This window comes from Pseudomonas sp. DWP3-1-3b3 (genome assembly GCF_049896305.1).
In the GTDB taxonomy this organism is placed as follows: Bacteria; Pseudomonadota; Gammaproteobacteria; order Pseudomonadales; family Pseudomonadaceae; genus Aquipseudomonas; species Aquipseudomonas azotoformans_A.
In genome coordinates, this window is sequence record NZ_JAFCUA010000002.1 from 519,449 (window position 1) to 536,484 (window position 17,036).

At 60.0% G+C, this 17,036-nt stretch carries 16 protein-coding genes; 6 read left to right on the plus strand and 10 right to left on the minus strand.

Going from position 1 to position 17,036, the window contains the following annotated elements:
- Window positions 1–92 precede the first annotated feature (92 nt).
- The 3 genes from phoB to ACP7BX_RS08805 all read left to right on the plus strand — a co-directional run bounded on the left by phoB (window position 93) and on the right by ACP7BX_RS08805 (window position 3,605).
- A complete protein-coding gene (gene phoB / locus ACP7BX_RS08795; RefSeq protein ID WP_003176964.1) occupies window positions 93–782 on the plus strand; it encodes a phosphate regulon transcriptional regulator PhoB in 690 nt (229 codons plus the stop codon).
- Window positions 783–853: 71 nt separating this feature from the next.
- On the plus strand, window positions 854–2,140 hold the full coding sequence (gene phoR, locus ACP7BX_RS08800; RefSeq protein ID WP_426127357.1) for a phosphate regulon sensor histidine kinase PhoR: 1,287 nt from the start codon (window positions 854–856) through the stop codon (window positions 2,138–2,140).
- Window positions 2,141–2,264: 124 nt separating this feature from the next.
- Window positions 2,265–3,605, plus strand: a complete 1,341-nt coding sequence (locus ACP7BX_RS08805) for a hemolysin family protein (protein ID WP_010207573.1) — start codon at window positions 2,265–2,267, stop codon at window positions 3,603–3,605.
- 3 nt (window positions 3,606–3,608) lie between these two features.
- On the opposite strand, the gene ACP7BX_RS08810 is transcribed toward ACP7BX_RS08805, so the two are convergent.
- The 9 genes from ACP7BX_RS08810 to ACP7BX_RS08850 all read right to left on the minus strand — a co-directional run bounded on the left by ACP7BX_RS08810 (window position 3,609) and on the right by ACP7BX_RS08850 (window position 13,056).
- A complete protein-coding gene (locus ACP7BX_RS08810; RefSeq protein ID WP_426127050.1) occupies window positions 3,609–4,280 on the minus strand; it encodes a peptidoglycan DD-metalloendopeptidase family protein in 672 nt (223 codons plus the stop codon).
- Window positions 4,281–4,335: 55 nt separating this feature from the next.
- Entirely contained in the window at window positions 4,336–4,635 is a 300-nt protein-coding gene (locus ACP7BX_RS08815; RefSeq protein ID WP_314527008.1) for a helix-turn-helix domain-containing protein, read from the minus strand.
- Window positions 4,636–4,638: 3 nt separating this feature from the next.
- Entirely contained in the window at window positions 4,639–4,962 is a 324-nt protein-coding gene (locus ACP7BX_RS08820; protein WP_314527009.1) for a type II toxin-antitoxin system RelE/ParE family toxin, read from the minus strand.
- A gap of 187 nt (window positions 4,963–5,149) precedes the next feature.
- The gene (locus ACP7BX_RS08825; RefSeq protein WP_426127047.1) at window positions 5,150–6,058 is read right to left on the minus strand and encodes a response regulator; all 909 of its coding nucleotides are present in this window, start codon (window positions 6,056–6,058) and stop codon (window positions 5,150–5,152) included.
- A gap of 169 nt (window positions 6,059–6,227) precedes the next feature.
- Window positions 6,228–6,989 carry a phosphate signaling complex protein PhoU gene (gene phoU, locus ACP7BX_RS08830; protein WP_016978634.1) on the minus strand — a complete coding sequence of 254 codons (762 nt, stop codon included), beginning with the start codon at window positions 6,987–6,989 and terminating at the stop codon, window positions 6,228–6,230.
- Between the two features lie 70 nt (window positions 6,990–7,059).
- A complete protein-coding gene (gene pstB, locus ACP7BX_RS08835) occupies window positions 7,060–7,893 on the minus strand; it encodes a phosphate ABC transporter ATP-binding protein PstB (RefSeq protein ID WP_025856391.1) in 834 nt (277 codons plus the stop codon).
- Window positions 7,894–7,965: 72 nt separating this feature from the next.
- The gene (gene pstA, locus ACP7BX_RS08840) at window positions 7,966–9,636 is read right to left on the minus strand and encodes a phosphate ABC transporter permease PstA (RefSeq protein WP_033897271.1); all 1,671 of its coding nucleotides are present in this window, start codon (window positions 9,634–9,636) and stop codon (window positions 7,966–7,968) included.
- A 15-nt stretch (window positions 9,637–9,651) separates the two neighbouring features.
- Window positions 9,652–11,685: an ABC transporter permease subunit gene (locus ACP7BX_RS08845; RefSeq protein ID WP_177052780.1), complete on the minus strand. Its 2,034-nt coding sequence runs from the start codon at window positions 11,683–11,685 to the stop codon at window positions 9,652–9,654.
- A 384-nt stretch (window positions 11,686–12,069) separates the two neighbouring features.
- Window positions 12,070–13,056, minus strand: a complete 987-nt coding sequence (locus tag ACP7BX_RS08850; protein WP_016978637.1) for a phosphate ABC transporter substrate-binding protein PstS — start codon at window positions 13,054–13,056, stop codon at window positions 12,070–12,072.
- Between the two features lie 293 nt (window positions 13,057–13,349).
- Here ACP7BX_RS08850 and ACP7BX_RS08855 point away from each other — a divergent pair, with 293 nt between their 5' ends.
- Both ACP7BX_RS08855 and ACP7BX_RS08860 read left to right on the plus strand, forming a co-directional pair.
- Window positions 13,350–14,384, plus strand: a complete 1,035-nt coding sequence (locus ACP7BX_RS08855; protein WP_426127045.1) for a helix-turn-helix domain-containing protein — start codon at window positions 13,350–13,352, stop codon at window positions 14,382–14,384.
- On the plus strand, window positions 14,381–14,881 hold the full coding sequence (locus ACP7BX_RS08860; protein ID WP_426127043.1) for a type II toxin-antitoxin system VapC family toxin: 501 nt from the start codon (window positions 14,381–14,383) through the stop codon (window positions 14,879–14,881). The genes ACP7BX_RS08855 and ACP7BX_RS08860 overlap by 4 nt, the downstream gene beginning before the upstream one ends.
- Here the strand turns inward: ACP7BX_RS08860 and ACP7BX_RS08865 are convergent.
- A complete protein-coding gene (locus ACP7BX_RS08865; protein WP_010207587.1) occupies window positions 14,878–16,167 on the minus strand; it encodes an MFS transporter in 1,290 nt (429 codons plus the stop codon). The two genes, ACP7BX_RS08860 and ACP7BX_RS08865, sit on opposite strands and share 4 nt — an antisense overlap.
- Window positions 16,168–16,613: 446 nt before the next feature.
- Here ACP7BX_RS08865 and ACP7BX_RS08870 point away from each other — a divergent pair, with 446 nt between their 5' ends.
- Complete coding sequence (locus tag ACP7BX_RS08870; RefSeq protein WP_003176975.1) at window positions 16,614–17,018, plus strand: acyl-CoA thioesterase; 405 nt, start codon at window positions 16,614–16,616, stop codon at window positions 17,016–17,018.
- Window positions 17,019–17,036 lie beyond the last annotated feature (18 nt).

Here is a 17,036-nt window from a genome sequence, read left to right on the forward strand (position 1 = left end):
TGCCTGAGCGACTAAATTACTGTCACACGACTGCAATAATTCCGTTATCTAATGCGGCGCAAGACAGTTAAATGACAAGAGGATTTTTGAGCATGGTTGGCAGGAGCATTCTGATTGTTGACGACGAAGCGCCCATCCGCGAGATGATCGCCGTTGCGTTGGAAATGGCCGGCTACGACTGCCTGGAGGCCGAGAACTCCCAGCAGGCCCATGCCATTATCGTCGACCGCAAGCCGGACCTGATCCTGCTGGACTGGATGCTGCCCGGCACCTCCGGCATCGAGCTGGCCCGCCGTCTCAAGCGTGACGAGCTGACCGGGGATATCCCGATCATCATGCTCACCGCCAAAGGCGAAGAGGACAACAAGATCCAGGGCCTGGAAGTTGGCGCAGATGATTACATCACCAAGCCGTTTTCCCCACGCGAGTTGGTAGCGCGTCTGAAAGCCGTGCTGCGCCGTGCCGGCCCGACCGATGGCGAAGCGCCCATCGAAGTCGGCGGCCTGCTGCTGGACCCGATCAGCCACCGCGTGACCATCGACGGCAAGCCGGCCGAGATGGGCCCGACCGAATATCGCCTGCTGCAATTTTTCATGACCCATCAGGAGCGCGCCTACACCCGCGGCCAACTGCTGGACCAGGTGTGGGGCGGCAACGTGTATGTGGAAGAGCGCACCGTGGACGTGCATATCCGTCGCCTGCGCAAAGCCTTGGGCGATGCCTACGAGAATCTGGTACAAACCGTGCGCGGCACCGGTTATCGATTTTCCACCAAGGGCTGAGCCTGACTTAACAGCTGACAAGGACGCATGTTCAAGTGAACCAAAACTGGCATGGCACCCTGATCCGCCACATGCTTTTGCTGATCACCGGCTGCCTGTTGGTGGGTTTGATCAGCGGTTACTACGGCTGGAGCCTGGCAGCCGGCATTGCCTTGTACCTGGGTTGGACCCTCAAGCAACTGCTGCGCCTGCACGAATGGCTGCGCCAGCACAAACCCGACGAAGCACCGCCCGATGGCTACGGCCTGTGGGGCGAAGTGTTCGACAGCATCTACCACCTGCAACGCCGCGACCAACGGGTACGCGGGCGCCTGCAAGCAGTGATCGACCGGGTGCAGGAATCCACCGCCGCGTTGAAAGATGCGGTGATCATGCTCGACAGCGACGGCAACCTGGAATGGTGGAACCGCGCCGCCGAGACCCTGCTGGGCCTCAAGACACCCCAGGACAGTGGCCAGCCGGTGACCAACCTGGTGCGCCATCCGCGCTTCAAGGAGTACTTCGAACAGGAGAACTACGAAGAAGCCCTGGAAATCCCCTCGCCCACCAATGACCGCGTGCGTATCCAGCTGTACCTGACGCGCTACGGCAACAATGAACACCTGATGCTGGTGCGCGACGTCACCCGCATCCACCAGCTGGAACAGATGCGCAAAGACTTCGTCGCCAACGTCTCACACGAGTTGCGCACACCGCTGACGGTAATCTGCGGCTATCTGGAGACGCTGCTGGACAACGTCGACGAGATCAATCCGCGCTGGAGCCGTGCCCTGCAACAGATGCAGCAGCAAGGTTCACGTATGCAGACACTGCTCAACGACCTGCTGTTGCTGGCCAAGTTGGAGGCGACCGATTACCCCTCGGACAACCATCCCGTCGCCGTGCAAAGCCTGCTGCAGACCATCAAGAACGACGCCCAGGCCCTGTCCGGCCAACGCGGGCAACAGATCACCCTGGAAGCCGACCCGGCCGTGCAGCTCAAAGGCAGCGAAGGCGAATTGCGCAGCGCGTTTTCCAACCTGGTGTTCAACGCCGTGAAGTACACCCAGGACAAAGGCAATATCCGCATCCGCTGGTGGGCCGACGAACAGGGCGCGCACCTGAGCGTGCAGGACTCCGGCATCGGCATCGACGCCAAGCACCTGCCGCGCCTGACCGAGCGTTTCTACCGTGTCGACTCCAGCCGCAACTCCAACACCGGCGGCACCGGGCTTGGCCTGGCGATCGTCAAGCACGTGTTGCTGCGCCATCGCGCGCGCCTGGAGATCAGCAGCGTGCTGGGCCATGGCAGTACGTTTACCTGCCATTTCCCGCCAGCACAGATGACCCGATCAAAGGCAATTGATCAGGACACCTGACGGCCCGCCCGGCAGTGGGCACTAGGCAAGCGCCCCGTCAGCCGCTACATTGGCCGACTTGCGCCTGCCTTTCAGGCCCACCTGCCACCCCTTATTGAACACACGGAACCTGCAAAACCCCATCATGGACCCTTCCCCTGGTATCACCCTCGCTACACTCTTCGCCGACTTCGGCATGATTCTTTTTGCACTGATCCTGGTACTGCTCAACGGTTTCTTCGTTGCGGCGGAATTTGCCATGGTCAAATTGCGCGCCACTCGGGTCGAGGCCATCGCCCACAAGAACGGCTGGCGCGGGCAGATCCTGCGTACCGTGCACAGCCAGCTCGACGCCTACCTGTCGGCCTGCCAGCTGGGTATCACCCTCGCCTCACTGGGCCTGGGTTGGGTCGGTGAGCCGGCCTTCGCGCACATCCTCGAACCGTTGCTGGGCGCCGTGGGCGTCGAGTCGCCGGAAGTGATCAAGGGCGTGTCGTTCTTTGCCGCCTTCTTCGTGATTTCCTACCTGCACATTGTGGTCGGTGAGCTGGCGCCCAAGTCCTGGGCGATTCGCAAACCCGAGTTGCTGTCGCTCTGGACGGCGGTGCCGCTGTACCTGTTCTACTGGGCCATGTACCCGGCGATCTACCTGCTCAACGCCAGCGCCAACGCCATCCTGCGTATCGCCGGCCAAGGCGAGCCTGGCCCGCACCACGAACACCATTACAGCCGTGAAGAACTCAAGCTGATCCTGCACTCCAGCCGTGGCCAGGACCCGAGCGACCAAGGCATGCGCGTGCTGGCCTCCGCCGTGGAAATGGGCGAACTGGAAGTGGTGGACTGGGCCAACTCCCGGGAAGACCTGGTGACCCTGGACTTCAATGCCCCGCTCAAGGAAATCCTCGCGCTGTTCCGCCGCCACAAATTCAGCCGCTACCCGGTGTATGACGCGGTGCGCAACGAATTCGTGGGTCTGCTGCACATCAAGGATCTGCTGCTGGAACTGGCGGCCCTGGACCACATCCCCGAGTCGTTCAACCTGGCCGAGTTGACCCGCCCGCTGGAGCGTGTGTCGCGGCACATGCCGCTGTCGCAACTGCTGGAGCAGTTCCGCAAAGGCGGCGCGCACTTCGCCCTGGTGGAAGAAGCCGACGGCAAGATCATCGGCTACCTGACCATGGAAGACGTGCTGGAAGTGCTGGTGGGCGATATCCAGGACGAACACCGCAAGGCCGAACGCGGAATCCTGGCCTATCAGCCGGGCAAGCTGCTGGTGCGTGGCGACACGCCGTTGTTCAAGGTCGAGCGCCTGCTGGGCGTGGACCTGGATCACATCGAAGCCGAAACCCTGGCCGGCCTGATCTACGACACCCTCAAGCGCGTGCCGGAAGAGGAAGAAGTGCTGGAGGTGGAAGGCTTGCGCATCATCATCAAGAAGATGAAAGGGCCGAAAATCGTATTGGCCAAGGTGCTGCTGCTCGATTGACCCTCAATTGCCCAACGCAAAGTTGGGCAATGCACCCACGGGCTGGTTGAACTCATACGGGATCGACACCAGCCCCGCCTCAGTGGCGCGCTGCACCACGAAATGCAAGTGCGGCCCGCTGCTGTTGCCGGTATTGCCCGACAGGGCCAGCGGGCTTCCCACCGCCACACGTTGACCTGCCCGAACGCTGACCGAACCTTGCTTGAGGTGCAGGTACACCGCCTCACTGCCGTCGTCATGACGCACTCGCACAAAATTCCCCGACGCATCATTGCCACGCCCGACCTGCTCATTCTCGGTCTTCACCACCATTCCGCTGCGCGCCGCAATGATCGGCGTGCCTTCGGGCATGGCGATGTCCATGGCGTAGCGGCTCTTGGCGTCGGTATGGCTGAAGCTGCCGTTGGGGCCTTGGCTCAGGCGGAATGGGCCGCCACGCCAGGGCAAAGGGTAGCGGTAGGCCTGCTGTTGATCGCTCGGTTTGGGCACGACCAGCATCGGCGGCTTCACGCGTTCGACCTTGCGATCCTGAATCACAAACGCCTGGGCGCCCGGGGTATGCCGGTCACTGAAAAACACCACGCCGTTGGCATCGGTGGATTTGTAGAGGGTCATGGCCTGGGTCGACACGGCGACCGTGGCCAGCCCACAGCACAGTAAAAAGCGCATGAGCATGGCGTGAACCTGCCGGGATGACTGAGCGGCAGGTTAGCGGGGTTTGATGACAACTTCAGGCTGGCAGCCCGTTGAAACAAATATCCACGTTCATTTGGGCAGCGGCCGACAGATTGACCAAGGCATCCAGAGAGAGCTTGTCGATCTTGCCGGTAAGGACGTCGTTAAGTCGGGGCTGACTGATGCCCAACCTATGTGCCGCCTCTTTTTGAGAAAGCTCCCAGCTGCGAATGGTCTGGCACAGCTCCAAGAGCAATTTTGACCGCAGCCGCATATTGGCGGCTTGCTGGGGCGTATCCTCCAGAGCGTCCCAAACACAGTTGAAACGTTCGCCGTAAACTTTTTGATTAGTCATGGGTCACCCTAACTCCTGCAATCTGGCGCGCGCCAGCTCGATATCACGCCCTTCGGTTTTTTGTGTGGTCTTGCGCAGCGCGTGCAGCACATAAATGGCCTCTGGCCGGTTGACCACATAAAACACTCGAAAAGCTCCTGACTCCTCAGCAATCCGAATCTCACTGACACCTCTCCCGATGGTTTTCATCGGCTTGCAATCAAACGGCTGCTCACCCTGTTGCAAGAGATCCAACTGAAAGCCTGCCGCCCTACGGGCGTCGAGAGGAAACGCTTTGAGGTCCTTGAGCGAACTTCCTAGAAACACCACATCCTTGTGCCTTGGCATTGGCTTCTCCTTTTCTGGAAAGGAAAAGCGTAATCGACGATTCGGCCAAGGGGCTTAGAGGTTTGTTTCAAGGCATAGCGAAGACTCGATAACACTGAGACGTTACCGAGAGCCTATATCGAAACAGATATAAATCAAGACAGGGAGCGGGAATCAGACAGTCGGTCGATTCCCGGTATTCAGGAGATTACGCACCCGGCACAAAGTGCTTCTGCGCCGTGCCGCGTGCAATCAGGCGGGAGATGTAGTCGAGCTTCTGCGCGTCCTGGTCAATAAACCGGAAGGTCAGCTGCAGCCAATCGCTGTCAGGCTTGGGCTCAAAGGCGACGATGGCGTGCAGGTAGCCGTTGAGACGGGCCACTTCGGCGTTGTCGCCCTGCTCCAGGTCGAGCACGGCGCTTTCCAGTACCTGAGGCAGGACTTCGCCACGACGTACCACCAGCAGCGCTTCCTTGATGCTCAGCGCCTTGATCACGCATTGCTGGTTGCCGCTGGACAGGCGCAGCTGGCCCTGGCCACGACCGCCGGCCGGCGCTGCTGAAGGTGCCTGTACCGGTGGGCTGTTGAGCAAGCCTTTATTGGGCGCAGGCGCCGCAGCAGCAATCGGAGCTGCGCGTGCGGCTTCCGGCTTGCCGCCGGTCAGCGCGCTGAGGGAATCGTTGCCGAACGCCGAGTTCATTTTGGTCGGTGCACTGGCGACCAGCGCGTCGAGGCGGCCGATTTTGTGCAGGGCCTGCTTGACCTTGTTCAACAACTGCTCGTTGGTGAACGGCTTGCTGACGTAACCCGAAACTCCGGCCTGGATGGCCTGGACCACGTTTTCCTTGTCGCCACGGCTGGTCACCATCACGAACGGCATGGCCTTGAGGTGAGGCTGCTCACGGCACCAGGTCAACAATTCAAGGCCGGACATCTCCGGCATTTCCCAGTCGCACAGCACCAGGTCGAAGCTCTCGCGCATCAGGATGGCCTGGGCCTTTTTGCCGTTCACCGCGTCTTCAAGCTTGATCCCGGGGAAGTAGTTGCGCAGGCACTTCTTCACCAGGTCGCGGATAAACGAGGCGTCATCCACCACCAATACACTGACTTTACTCATCGACCCTTCATCCTAATTAAAACTTCGGCACGCAAGACGCCTGACTGATGGCATTTTGCCAAAACTCGGTAGTCACGTTGGGAATTTATCTCGCTCAACGTGCAAAAAATTCAGTGGCCACAAACAAAAACGCCCGACCAAAGGCCGGGCGTTAATTTCTCGGGCAACCTTACTTATCGTCAGTTTGGCCCGGAACATTAGGGATAAGATCGGCCGAACCTTCAACTTCAGCCTTCATGCGCTTGAGGCCCATGTGCCGTACGTCGGTGCCGCGTACCAGGTAAATCACCAATTCCGAGATATTGCGCGCGTGGTCGCCGATACGCTCCAGGGAACGCAGCACCCAGATAATGCTCAAGACCCGCGAGATAGAGCGGGGGTCTTCCATCATGTAGGTCGCGAGTTCACGCAGCGCGGTCTTGTATTCGCGGTCGATGATCTTGTCGTACTGGGCCACCGACAGTGCCAGCTCAGCATCGAAGCGAGCAAAGGCGTCGAGGGCATCGCGCACCATGTTGCGCACCTGGTCGCCGATGTGACGCACTTCCACGTAACCGCGCGGTGCTTCGCCTTCTTCGCACAGCTGGATGGCGCGGCGGGCGATCTTGGTGGCTTCGTCGCCGATGCGCTCCAGGTCGATCACCGACTTGGAGATGCTGATGATCAAACGCAGGTCGGACGCCGCCGGCTGGCGACGGGCAAGAATGCGCAGGCATTCTTCGTCGATGTTGCGTTCCATCTGGTTGATCTGGTCGTCGATCTCACGCACTTGCTGGGCCAGGCCCGAGTCGGCCTCGATCAGCGCGGTGACGGCGTCGTTGACTTGCTTCTCCACCAGCCCGCCCATCGCCAGGAGGTGGCTGCGCACTTCCTCAAGCTCGGCGTTGAACTGCGCGGAGATGTGATGGGTAAGGCCTTCTTTGCTAATCATGTTGGCGTCCTTGGAGCGTCCGGTAAGGTGCGGAGAACCGCAGCGTCAGTGCGAGGAAAATCCCGGCATCCTAGCCGTAGCGACCGGTGATGTAGTCTTCGGTCTGCTTCTTCGCCGGATTGGTGAACAGGGTATCGGTATCGCCGAACTCCACCAGTTTGCCCATGTACATGAACGCGGTGTAGTCGGAAACCCGCGCCGCCTGTTGCATGTTGTGGGTCACGATGACGATGGTGAACTTGGATTTCAGCTCGTAGATCAGCTCTTCGACTTTCAGCGTGGAGATCGGGTCGAGTGCCGAGCAAGGTTCGTCGAGCAGCAGCACTTCCGGCTCAACCGCAATGGTGCGGGCAATGACCAGACGCTGTTGCTGACCGCCGGACAGGCCGAGGGCCGAGTCGTGCAGACGGTCTTTGACTTCGTCCCACAGCGCCGCGCCTTTCAAGGCCCACTCGACGGCTTCGTCGAGGATGCGCTTCTTGTTGATGCCCTGGATGCGCAGGCCGTAGACCACGTTTTCGTAGATGGTCTTGGGGAACGGGTTGGGCTTCTGGAACACCATGCCCACGCGGCGACGCAGCTCGGCCACGTCTTCGCCCTTGCGGTAGATATTGGTGCCGTAGAGGTTGATGGCACCGTCTACGCGGCAGCCGTCCACCAGGTCGTTCATGCGGTTGAAGGTGCGCAGCAGCGTGGACTTGCCGCAGCCCGATGGGCCGATGAAGGCGGTCACGCGCTGCTTGGGAATGTTCATGCTGACGTCGAACAGCGCCTGTTTTTCACCGTAGTACAGGCTCAGGCCTGGCACTTCGATGGCCACGGTTTCCTGGGCCAGGCTCAGGCTCTGCTTGTCGCGACCCAGGGCAGACATGTTGATGCCGTGGGTGTGGGTGTCTTGTTGCATGGGATGCTCCCTGTGCTACCAATTCGTTGTGTTGAACCGCAGGCATCGGGCCTGCGGCAAGCAATATTCAGATCAGCTATCCAACGCTTTGTATTTTTCGCGCAGGTGGTTACGGATCCACACCGCCGACAAGTTGAGCGTGGCGATCACCAGCACCAGCAGCAACGCGGTGGCGTACACCAGCGGCCGTGCGGCTTCGACGTTGGGGCTCTGGAAGCCGACGTCATAGATATGGAAGCCCAGGTGCATGATCTTCTGGTCCAGGTGCAGGTACGGGTAGTTGCCGTCCAGCGGCAGCGACGGCGCCAGTTTCACCACACCCACCAGCATCAGCGGCGCCACTTCACCGGCGGCGCGGGCCACGGCGAGGATCATGCCGGTCATCATCGCCGGGCTGGCCATCGGCAGCACGATCTTCCACAGCGTTTCCGCCTTGGTCGCGCCCAGTGCCAGGGAACCTTCGCGTACGGTGCGAGGAATCCGCGCCAGGCCCTCTTCGGTGGCCACGATCACCACCGGCACCGCCAGCAGCGCCAGGGTCAGCGAGGCCCACAACAGGCCCGGCGTACCGAAGGTCGGCGCCGGCAGGGCTTCGGCGAAGAACAGGCGGTCAACCGAGCCACCCAATACATACACGAAGAAGCCCAGGCCGAACACGCCGTAGACGATGGCCGGTACACCGGCCAGGTTGTTCACGGCGATACGGATAACGCGGGTCAGGGTGTTCTGCTTGGCGTATTCACGCAGGTACACCGCCGCCAGCACGCCGAACGGGGTGACGATCATCGCCATGATCAGGGTCATCATCACGGTGCCGAAGATGGCCGGGAAAATCCCGCCTTCGGTGTTGGCTTCCCGTGGATCATCGCTGAGGAATTCCCAGACCTTGCTGAAGTAGAAGCCGATCTTGGTGATCGTGCCCATGGCGTTTGGCTGGTAGGCGTGCACCACTTTGCCGATGCCGATTTCCACTTCCTTGCCGTTACCGTCGCGGGCGGTCAGCGCGTCGCGATTGAACTGGGCATGCAGGTCGGCCAGGCGGGCTTCGATGTCCTGGTAGCGGGCATTCAGCTCGGCGCGGTCGGCATCCATGTCGGCCTGGGCGGCGGCGTCGAGCTTGCCTTCCAGTTCCAGCTTGCGGCCGTGCAGGCGAATGCGTTCTAGACCGGCGTTGATCGCGCCGATATCGGATTTTTCCAGGGTCTTGAGCTGGGCGGCCAGCTTGTTGACGCGATCCACACGGGCCTGCAGCTCCGGCCATGCGGCCTCGCCTTCGGCGATGACCTTGCCGTCTTGCTTGACGTTGACCAGGGTGCCGTAGAAGTTACCCCACTCACGGCGCTCGATGGTCATCAGGTTCGCCGGCGTGGTCTGGTCCTTGAGCCACTCGCCGACGATCCAGGTGAAGTCGTTGCCGTTCAGGTCACGGTTGCCGACCTTGATCAGCTCGCGGGTCATGAACTCCGGGCCTTGGTCCGGCACCGGCAGGCCCGCGCTTTTCAGGCGCTCGCGAGGCACTTCTTCCTTCTGCACCACTTCGCCGATGACGATATGGTTCGCCTGGCCCGGCACGTTGTAGTTGGCCTGGATCAGGTCGGCCGGCCAGAAGTGGCCGAGGCCACGCACGGCGATCACAGCCAGCAAACCAATGGTCATGATGACCGCGATGGACACCGCGCCACCGCTGATCCAGACGCCGGGGGCGCCGCTCTTGAACCATCCATTCAGGGAGTTCTGTTTCACAGACTTCTACCTTTCTTAAAGCGACGAGTATTTCTTGCGCAGACGCTGACGGATCAGCTCCGCGAGGGTGTTCATGATGAAGGTGAACAGCAGCAGCACCAGTGCCGAGAGGAACAGCACGCGGTAGTGACTGCCGCCCACTTCCGACTCAGGCATTTCCACCGCCACGTTGGCCGCCAAGGTGCGCAAGCCCTCGAACAGGTTCATCTCCATCACCGGGGTGTTACCGGTGGCCATCAACACGATCATGGTCTCGCCGACAGCACGGCCCATGCCGATCATCAGCGCCGAGAAGATACCCGGGCTGGCGGTCAGGATGACCACGCGTGTCATGGTCTGCCACGGTGTGGCGCCCAAGGCCAGCGAGCCCAGGGTCAGGCCGCGTGGCACGCTGAACACGGCGTCTTCGGCGATGGAATAGATGTTCGGAATCACCGCGAAGCCCATGGCCAACCCGACTACCAGAGCGTTGCGCTGGTCGTAGGTGATGCCCAGGTCGTGGGAGATCCACATGCGCATGTCGCCGCCGAAGAACCAGGTTTCCAGGTACGGGCTCATGTACAGCGAGAGCCAGCCCACGAACAGGATCACCGGGATCAGGATCGCGCTTTCCCAGCCATCGGGAACGCGCAGGCGGATCGATTCAGGCAAGCGGCTGAAGATGAAACCGGCGACCAGGATGCCAATCGGCAACAGCATCAACAGGCTGAAGATGCCCGGTAGATGCCCTTCCACATACGGCGCCAGGAACAGGCCGGCGAAGAAGCCGAGGATCACCGTCGGCATGGCTTCCATCAGTTCGATCACCGGCTTGACCTTGCGGCGCAGGCTCGGGGCCATGAAGTACGCGGTGTAGATCGCGGCGGCAACGGCCAGAGGTGCAGCCAGCAGCATGGCGTAGAACGCAGCCTTCAGGGTGCCGAAGGTCAGCGGGGCCAGGCTCATCTTGGGTTCGAAATCGGTGTTGGCGGCGGTCGATTGCCAGACGTATTTAGGCTCGTCGTAGTTCTCGTACCAAACCTTGCTCCACAGTGCGCTCCAGGACACTTCCGGGTGCGGGTTGTCGAGCATCAACGGCTGCAGCTTGCCGCCGGCTTCCACGATCACGCGGTTGGCCCGTGGCGACATGCCGTACACGCCTTGGCCATCGACTACAGGGTCGACCAACAGGGTGCGGTGCGCGGTGCTGTGGAACACGCCGAACTTGCCGGAAGCATCGAGGGCGGTGAAGCCTTTGCGACGTTCTTCGGCAGAAATTTCTACGATAGGCGTGGTTCCCATCTGGAAGGTGCGGATCTGCTTGAAGCGCTGCTCGCCATCCGGGTCGCGGGCCATGAACCACTGGGCCAGGCCGCCTTTGGAGTTACCGACGATCAGCGAAATACCGCCCACCAGCTGCGTGCTGGCGGTGATTTCGGCCGTGCCGTCTTCGAGCAATTTGTAGCGCCCGTTGAGGCTCTTGTCGCGCAGGCTGAACACATCGGCCAGGGCGCGGCCGTTGATCACGTACAACCATTGCTGGCGTGGGTCGATGAAGATCGCCTTCACCGGCTCGGTCATCTGCGGCAGCTCGATGCGCTTCTGCTCGCTGGTGACTTCGCCAGTCATCATGTTTTCTTCGCGGCTCAGGGACAGCACGTTCAAGTGCGAACCGGCGGAACCTGCAACCACCAAGGTGGAATCGGTGGCGTTAAGGGCGACATGCTCCAGCGGGCGACCGGCGTCATCCAGCACGATCGGCGTTTCACCGTAGGGGTATTCGATCGCAGGCGTAATGGTTTTCTTGCCGTCCGGGTAGGACACCTTATAGGTGTGGCGGAACACCATGGACTGGCCATTGGACAGACCGAGGATCACCAACGGGCTACCGGGCTGGTCTTCACCGATAGAGGCAACGCTGGTGCCGGCAGGCAGTGGCAGGTCGACACGCTTGAGTTCGGCGCCGGTTTCCACATTAAAGAACAGTGCCTGGCCCTTGTCGGAAACCCGCATGGCGACTTGGTTCTGTTCTTCGAGGGAGATCATCAGCGGCTTGCCCGCGTCCTGGATCCAGGCCGGGGTCAGGGCGTCTTCCTTGGTCAATGAGGCACCTTGGAACAGCGGCGCGACGACATAGGCAAGAAAGAAGAAAATCAGGGTGATGGCGCCGAGGACGGCGAGGCCGCCGACCAGCACATACCAACGGGTCAGGCGATCCTTGAGCGCGCGAATGCGGCGCTTGCGTTGCAGCTCAGGCGTATTGAAATCAATGCGCTTGGGGGGAGAAGTCGTCGTCATGGTGGAATTGGCCAGATCATTCATGCGCACACCCTAGCGATCCTGTATGACAGAAAGATGACAGTGCAGTGACGCAACAAATCCGCCGCGAAGCAAGGCTGGCAGCGGACTAGAAAATTCGGATGCGGGGCCGGTACTCCGGCCCCGCAGAGGCAATCAGTTGCCTTCTTTCAGACCCAGGTCAGCCAGGGCCTTGGCGGCGACTTTGGCTGGCAGTGGGATGTAGCCGTCTTTCACCACAACTTCCTGGCCCTGTTTGGACAGAACCAGCTTCACGAACTCGGCTTCCAGCGGGGCCAGAGGCTTGTTCGGGGCTTTGTTGACGTACACGTAGAGGAAACGCGACAGCGGGTATTTGCCGTTCAGGGCGTTTTCTTCACTGTCTTCGATGAAGTCAGTGCTGCCTTTCTTGGCCAGGGCCACGGTTTTCACGCTGGCGGTCTTGTAGCCGATGCCCGAGTAACCGATGCCGTTCAGCGAGGAGCTGATCGACTGCACGACCGAAGCCGAGCCCGGTTGTTCGTTCACGTTTGGCTTGTAGTCGCCTTTGCACAGGGCTTCTTCTTTGAAGTAGCCGTAGGTGCCGGATACCGAGTTACGACCGAACAGCTGAACCGGCTTGTTGGCCAGGTCGCCGGTCACACCCAGGTCACCCCAGGTTTTCACGTCGGCTTTGCCTCCGCACAGGCGAGTCGAGGAGAAGATCGCGTCGACTTGCTCCATGGTCAGGTGCTGGATCGGGTTGTCCTTGTGCACGAACACGGCCAGGGCATCCACGGCAACCGGAATAGCGGTTGGCTTGTAGCCGTACTTCTGCTCGAAGGCCGCCAGTTCGGTGTCCTTCATCTTGCGGCTCATCGGGCCCAGGTTGGAGGTGCCTTCAGTCAGCGCAGGTGGCGCAGTAGCAGAACCGGCAGCTTGAATCTGGATGTTGACGTTCGGGTATTCCTTTTTGTAACCCTCGGCCCACAGGGTCATCAGGTTAGCCAGGGTATCGGAACCGACGCTGGACAAGTTGCCCGATACACCAGTGGTCTTCACGTACGCCGGGATTGCCGGATCAACACCAGCGGCCACCGCGTTGGCGGTCGCAACGCCAGCAGCGACAAAAGTCATTGCCGCCATCAAACGTTTCAGTTTCATGCCTTGCTCCTAGCAGATAGGGATAGTTGGATCGGGGCCAAGTATCGGGAGGCCGTGTGAACACTCTATGTCTGGAATGTGACAGTTAGATGAAAGGCCACTATTGGACACGACTCTGGCTTAAACCGGGAACACTCAGAATTGTTGGTCAAGATCCCGCTCGGACTTTTCCGACAGCCCTTTAGGGTTGCTGCTCGGACGCGTGCCCTCTAACCTGCCAGCGCATTCAAAACTCCGCCAAAGGTTGACAAATACACAGCCGGGAATAGCCTTGTCAACCTAAGGAGACTTTTATGATCAATGACCGAATTCGTCGCGCAAGGCTGCTTAAGGGCATGTCACTTGAAGCGTTAGCACTCCAGTTGGGCGACATCACCAAACAAGGCCTGAGTAAATATGAAAAGGGATTAAGTACTCCCAACTCACAGCGGCTTTTGCAATTGGCCAAAGTACTGGAAGTGAGTCCAGAATATTTTTTCCGCCCTGAAGCCTTGCCTCTGGCCCCGCTGGAGTTCCGCAAACTGGCCAAGATGCCTCAATACCGCCAGGTGCAGGTCGAGGAGCAGGTCCGGGAGCATCTGGAACGCTATATTGCCCTGGAAGAATGCTTCGAGCCGCGGGATATTCAGACTGCCAAAACCCCAGCGTATTTACTGCCGGTCTCTTCTATAGAAGACGCCGAGATCGCAGCTGACGAACTGCGAAAGTATTGGGGCATTGGCGGCGATCCGATCGCTAACCTGACCGAACAACTGGAAGAACATGGCATCAAGGTAGTAATGCTCGAGGGCCCGGATGATTTTGATGGCGCCTGCGTAGCCACCCGTGACGGCGAGCACGTACTGATTGCCTTGAACGGCCAGCGCTCAGGTGAGCGCATTCGTTTTACCGCGGCCCATGAGCTGGGACATTGGGTCATGCGGCTGCCCGAAGAGATGTCGGAGCGCGAAAAAGAGAATTGTTGTCATCGTTTCGCGGGTGCATTTCTTTATCCAGCTGAAGCCGTTACCCGTGATTTTGGTAGCCGTCCTCGCTCGAGGATCCATACTCAGGAGCTGTTGATTGCCAAACGTCAGTACGGACTTTCAATGCATGCTGCGTTGCGCCGCCTGAAAGATCTCGGCCTGGTGGGCGATACCGGCTACAAGCTGCTCACCATTCAATTCAGTGCCAATGGGTGGCGCAAGACCGAACCCGAGCCACTTCCCTGCAAACCGCCTCAACGTTTTGAGTCTCTGGTGTTCTGGGCGCTGGCGGAAGACTTGATCACTAGGTCTCGAGCTGCGGAACTACTGCGAAGGCCCTTGAAGGCACTGGAGAGTGCATGAGCCTGATCTATATCAGCGATACGAATATCTGGATCGACTTCAGAAATGCCGGACTGCTGGAACAGATGTTCAAACTACCCCTCACCCTTTGCTGTACTGACTTTGTTCTGTATGAGCTCGAAGATTTTCTGCATGAAGAGTTGCTCGCGCAGGGACTTTTGGTAGAGGCGTTTGACGAAAGAGGTGTACAAAATTTACTCACATTGAAAATCGAGCACCGCAATAGCTCAATGGCCGATGTGTCCTGCTATTTACTGGCTCACACTACAGGCAGGCCGTTGCTGACAGGTGATGGACAACTGCGTCGCCAGGCGCAGAAAGAGGGTATTCAAGTGCGTGGTGCACTATGGCTACTGGACCTGATGGTGGAACACCACACAATCACGCCATCAGTCGCCGCTCAGGCCTTGGAAAATATGCTCTGGCACGGCGCACGGTGGCCAGGCGCCGAATGCGAAACCAGGCTCTCGCGGTGGCGAGAGCCTGAACAGGCTTAGCGCGAACGCTTCCACAGATACCCACCCACCACCATCCCCATCAAGCACAGGGCGGCAACGTAGTAAGCCGGACCCATCGGACTTTCCTTCATCAGCAGCGACACCGCCAGCGGCGTCAGCCCGCCGAACACGGCGTAGGCCACGTTGTAGGAAAACGACAAGCCACTGAAACGCACAACAGGCGGGAAGGCTTTGACCATCACGTAGGGAACGACGCCGATGGTGCCTACGAACAGGCCAGTCAGGGCGTACAGCGGGAACAACCAATCCGGGTGGGCCATAAGGCTGTGATACAGCGTCCAGGACGTCGCCAGCAGCAGTGCACAACCGGTGACCAGCACGCGGCCGGCGCCGAAGCGGTCAGCCAAGGCGCCCGAGGCGATGCAACCCAGGCTCAGGGTAACAATGGCCAGACTGTTGGCCTGCAGCGCAACGGTCGGGCTGAAGTGGTAGACGGTTTGCAGCACGGTCGGGGTCATCAGGATGACCACCACCACGCCAGCCGACAGCAGCCAGGTCAGCAGCATCGACAACACGATGGCGCCACGGTGATCACGCAGGACCGCGCGCAATGGCAGTTCGGCGGCCAGGGTCTTGCGCTGCTGCATTTCGGCAAAGATCGGTGTTTCATGCAGCCAGCGGCGCAGGTACACCGACAGCAGGCCGAACACGCCGCCAAGCAGGAACGGAATGCGCCAGGCGAAATCCGAGACCTGCTCCGGGCTATAAAGCGTATTGATCGCGGTGGCCACCAGCGAACCCAGCAAGATACCGGCAGTGAGGCCGCTGGTCAGGGTGCCGCAGGCGTAGCCGATGTGGCGCGGCGGTACGTGTTCGGAGACGAACACCCAGGCGCCCGGTACTTCGCCACCGATTGCCGCGCCCTGGATGATGCGCATCAGCAGCAACAGCACCGGTGCCCACAGGCCGATCTGCGCGTAGGTCGGCAGCAGGCCCATGATCAGGGTCGGCACGGCCATCATGAAGATGCTCAGGGTGAACATTTTCTTGCGGCCCAGCAGGTCGCCGAAGTGCGCCATGATAATGCCGCCCAGGGGGCGCGCCAGGTAGCCGGCGGCGAAGATGCCGAAGGTCTGCATCATGCGCAGCCATTCAGGCATGTCCACAGGGAAGAAGAGTTTCCCGACCACGGTGGCGAAAAACACGAAAATGATGAAATCATAAAACTCCAGCGCCCCGCCCAAGGCAGACAGCGACAGGGTTTTGTAGTCGTTGCGGGTCAGCGGGCGCGACGGTTGCGCACTGCTTGCGGGCACGGAGGACATGGTAAGGCTTCTCTTATAGTAGTCGGGACGGCAAGCCCGGGACTTGCGGCAGGCTTGGCAAGATAGCAAATCGCTAGAAAAAGCACAGCGTTGAGCGAACAACAGTTCAAAGGCGCTAAATATTCCCCATTAATTGCGCCTAGAGGCACAGTTGCCGGAAAAAGCCGCGATACAGCCGCTAAATGCCGACCAAATGAACGCCCAGAGGTCGTCGTGGCGCCAGGGTCTCGATATACTCGGCCCCTGCAAGCGCCAGAACCGCAGTCTTGAGGGGCTGCTGTGCCAAAACGCCGTTGGGTGCCATCCAGCCGATTTGGCAGAGTTTCCCTTTAGTACGCCTTACGAGAAACGCATCACGCGGTGTATGTTGGTGCTGAAACGTTTTTTTCGAAGACGGCTATCCACTTGAAATACCCATGAAGCGTTACGGGTCAGAGGCCCTCGGCATGATCGAACTCGAACAAGAAGATCCTATCCCGCAAGGCGATCTCGCCCTGCAAATCACCGCGCTCCCGCGTGAAACCAACGGTTTTGGCGACATCTTTGGCGGCTGGCTGGTCGCACAGATGGACCTGGCCGGCACCGCCATGGCCAGCAAGGTCGCAGGTGGGCGTGTGGCAACCGTGGCCATTGATCGCATGGCGTTCCTGGTGCCGGTTGCGGTGGGCGCGCAGCTGTCCTTTTATACGCAGGCCCTGGAAATCGGCCGCAGCTCGATTCAGATGATGGTCGAAGTGTGGAGCGACGATCCGCTGTCCAGCGAATGGCGCAAGGTGACCGAGGCGGTATTTGTATTCGTCGCCATCGACGGCAGCGGTCGCACGCGCTCGGTTCCTTCGCGCGCACGTTAAACCTCGCCGGGATTTGAC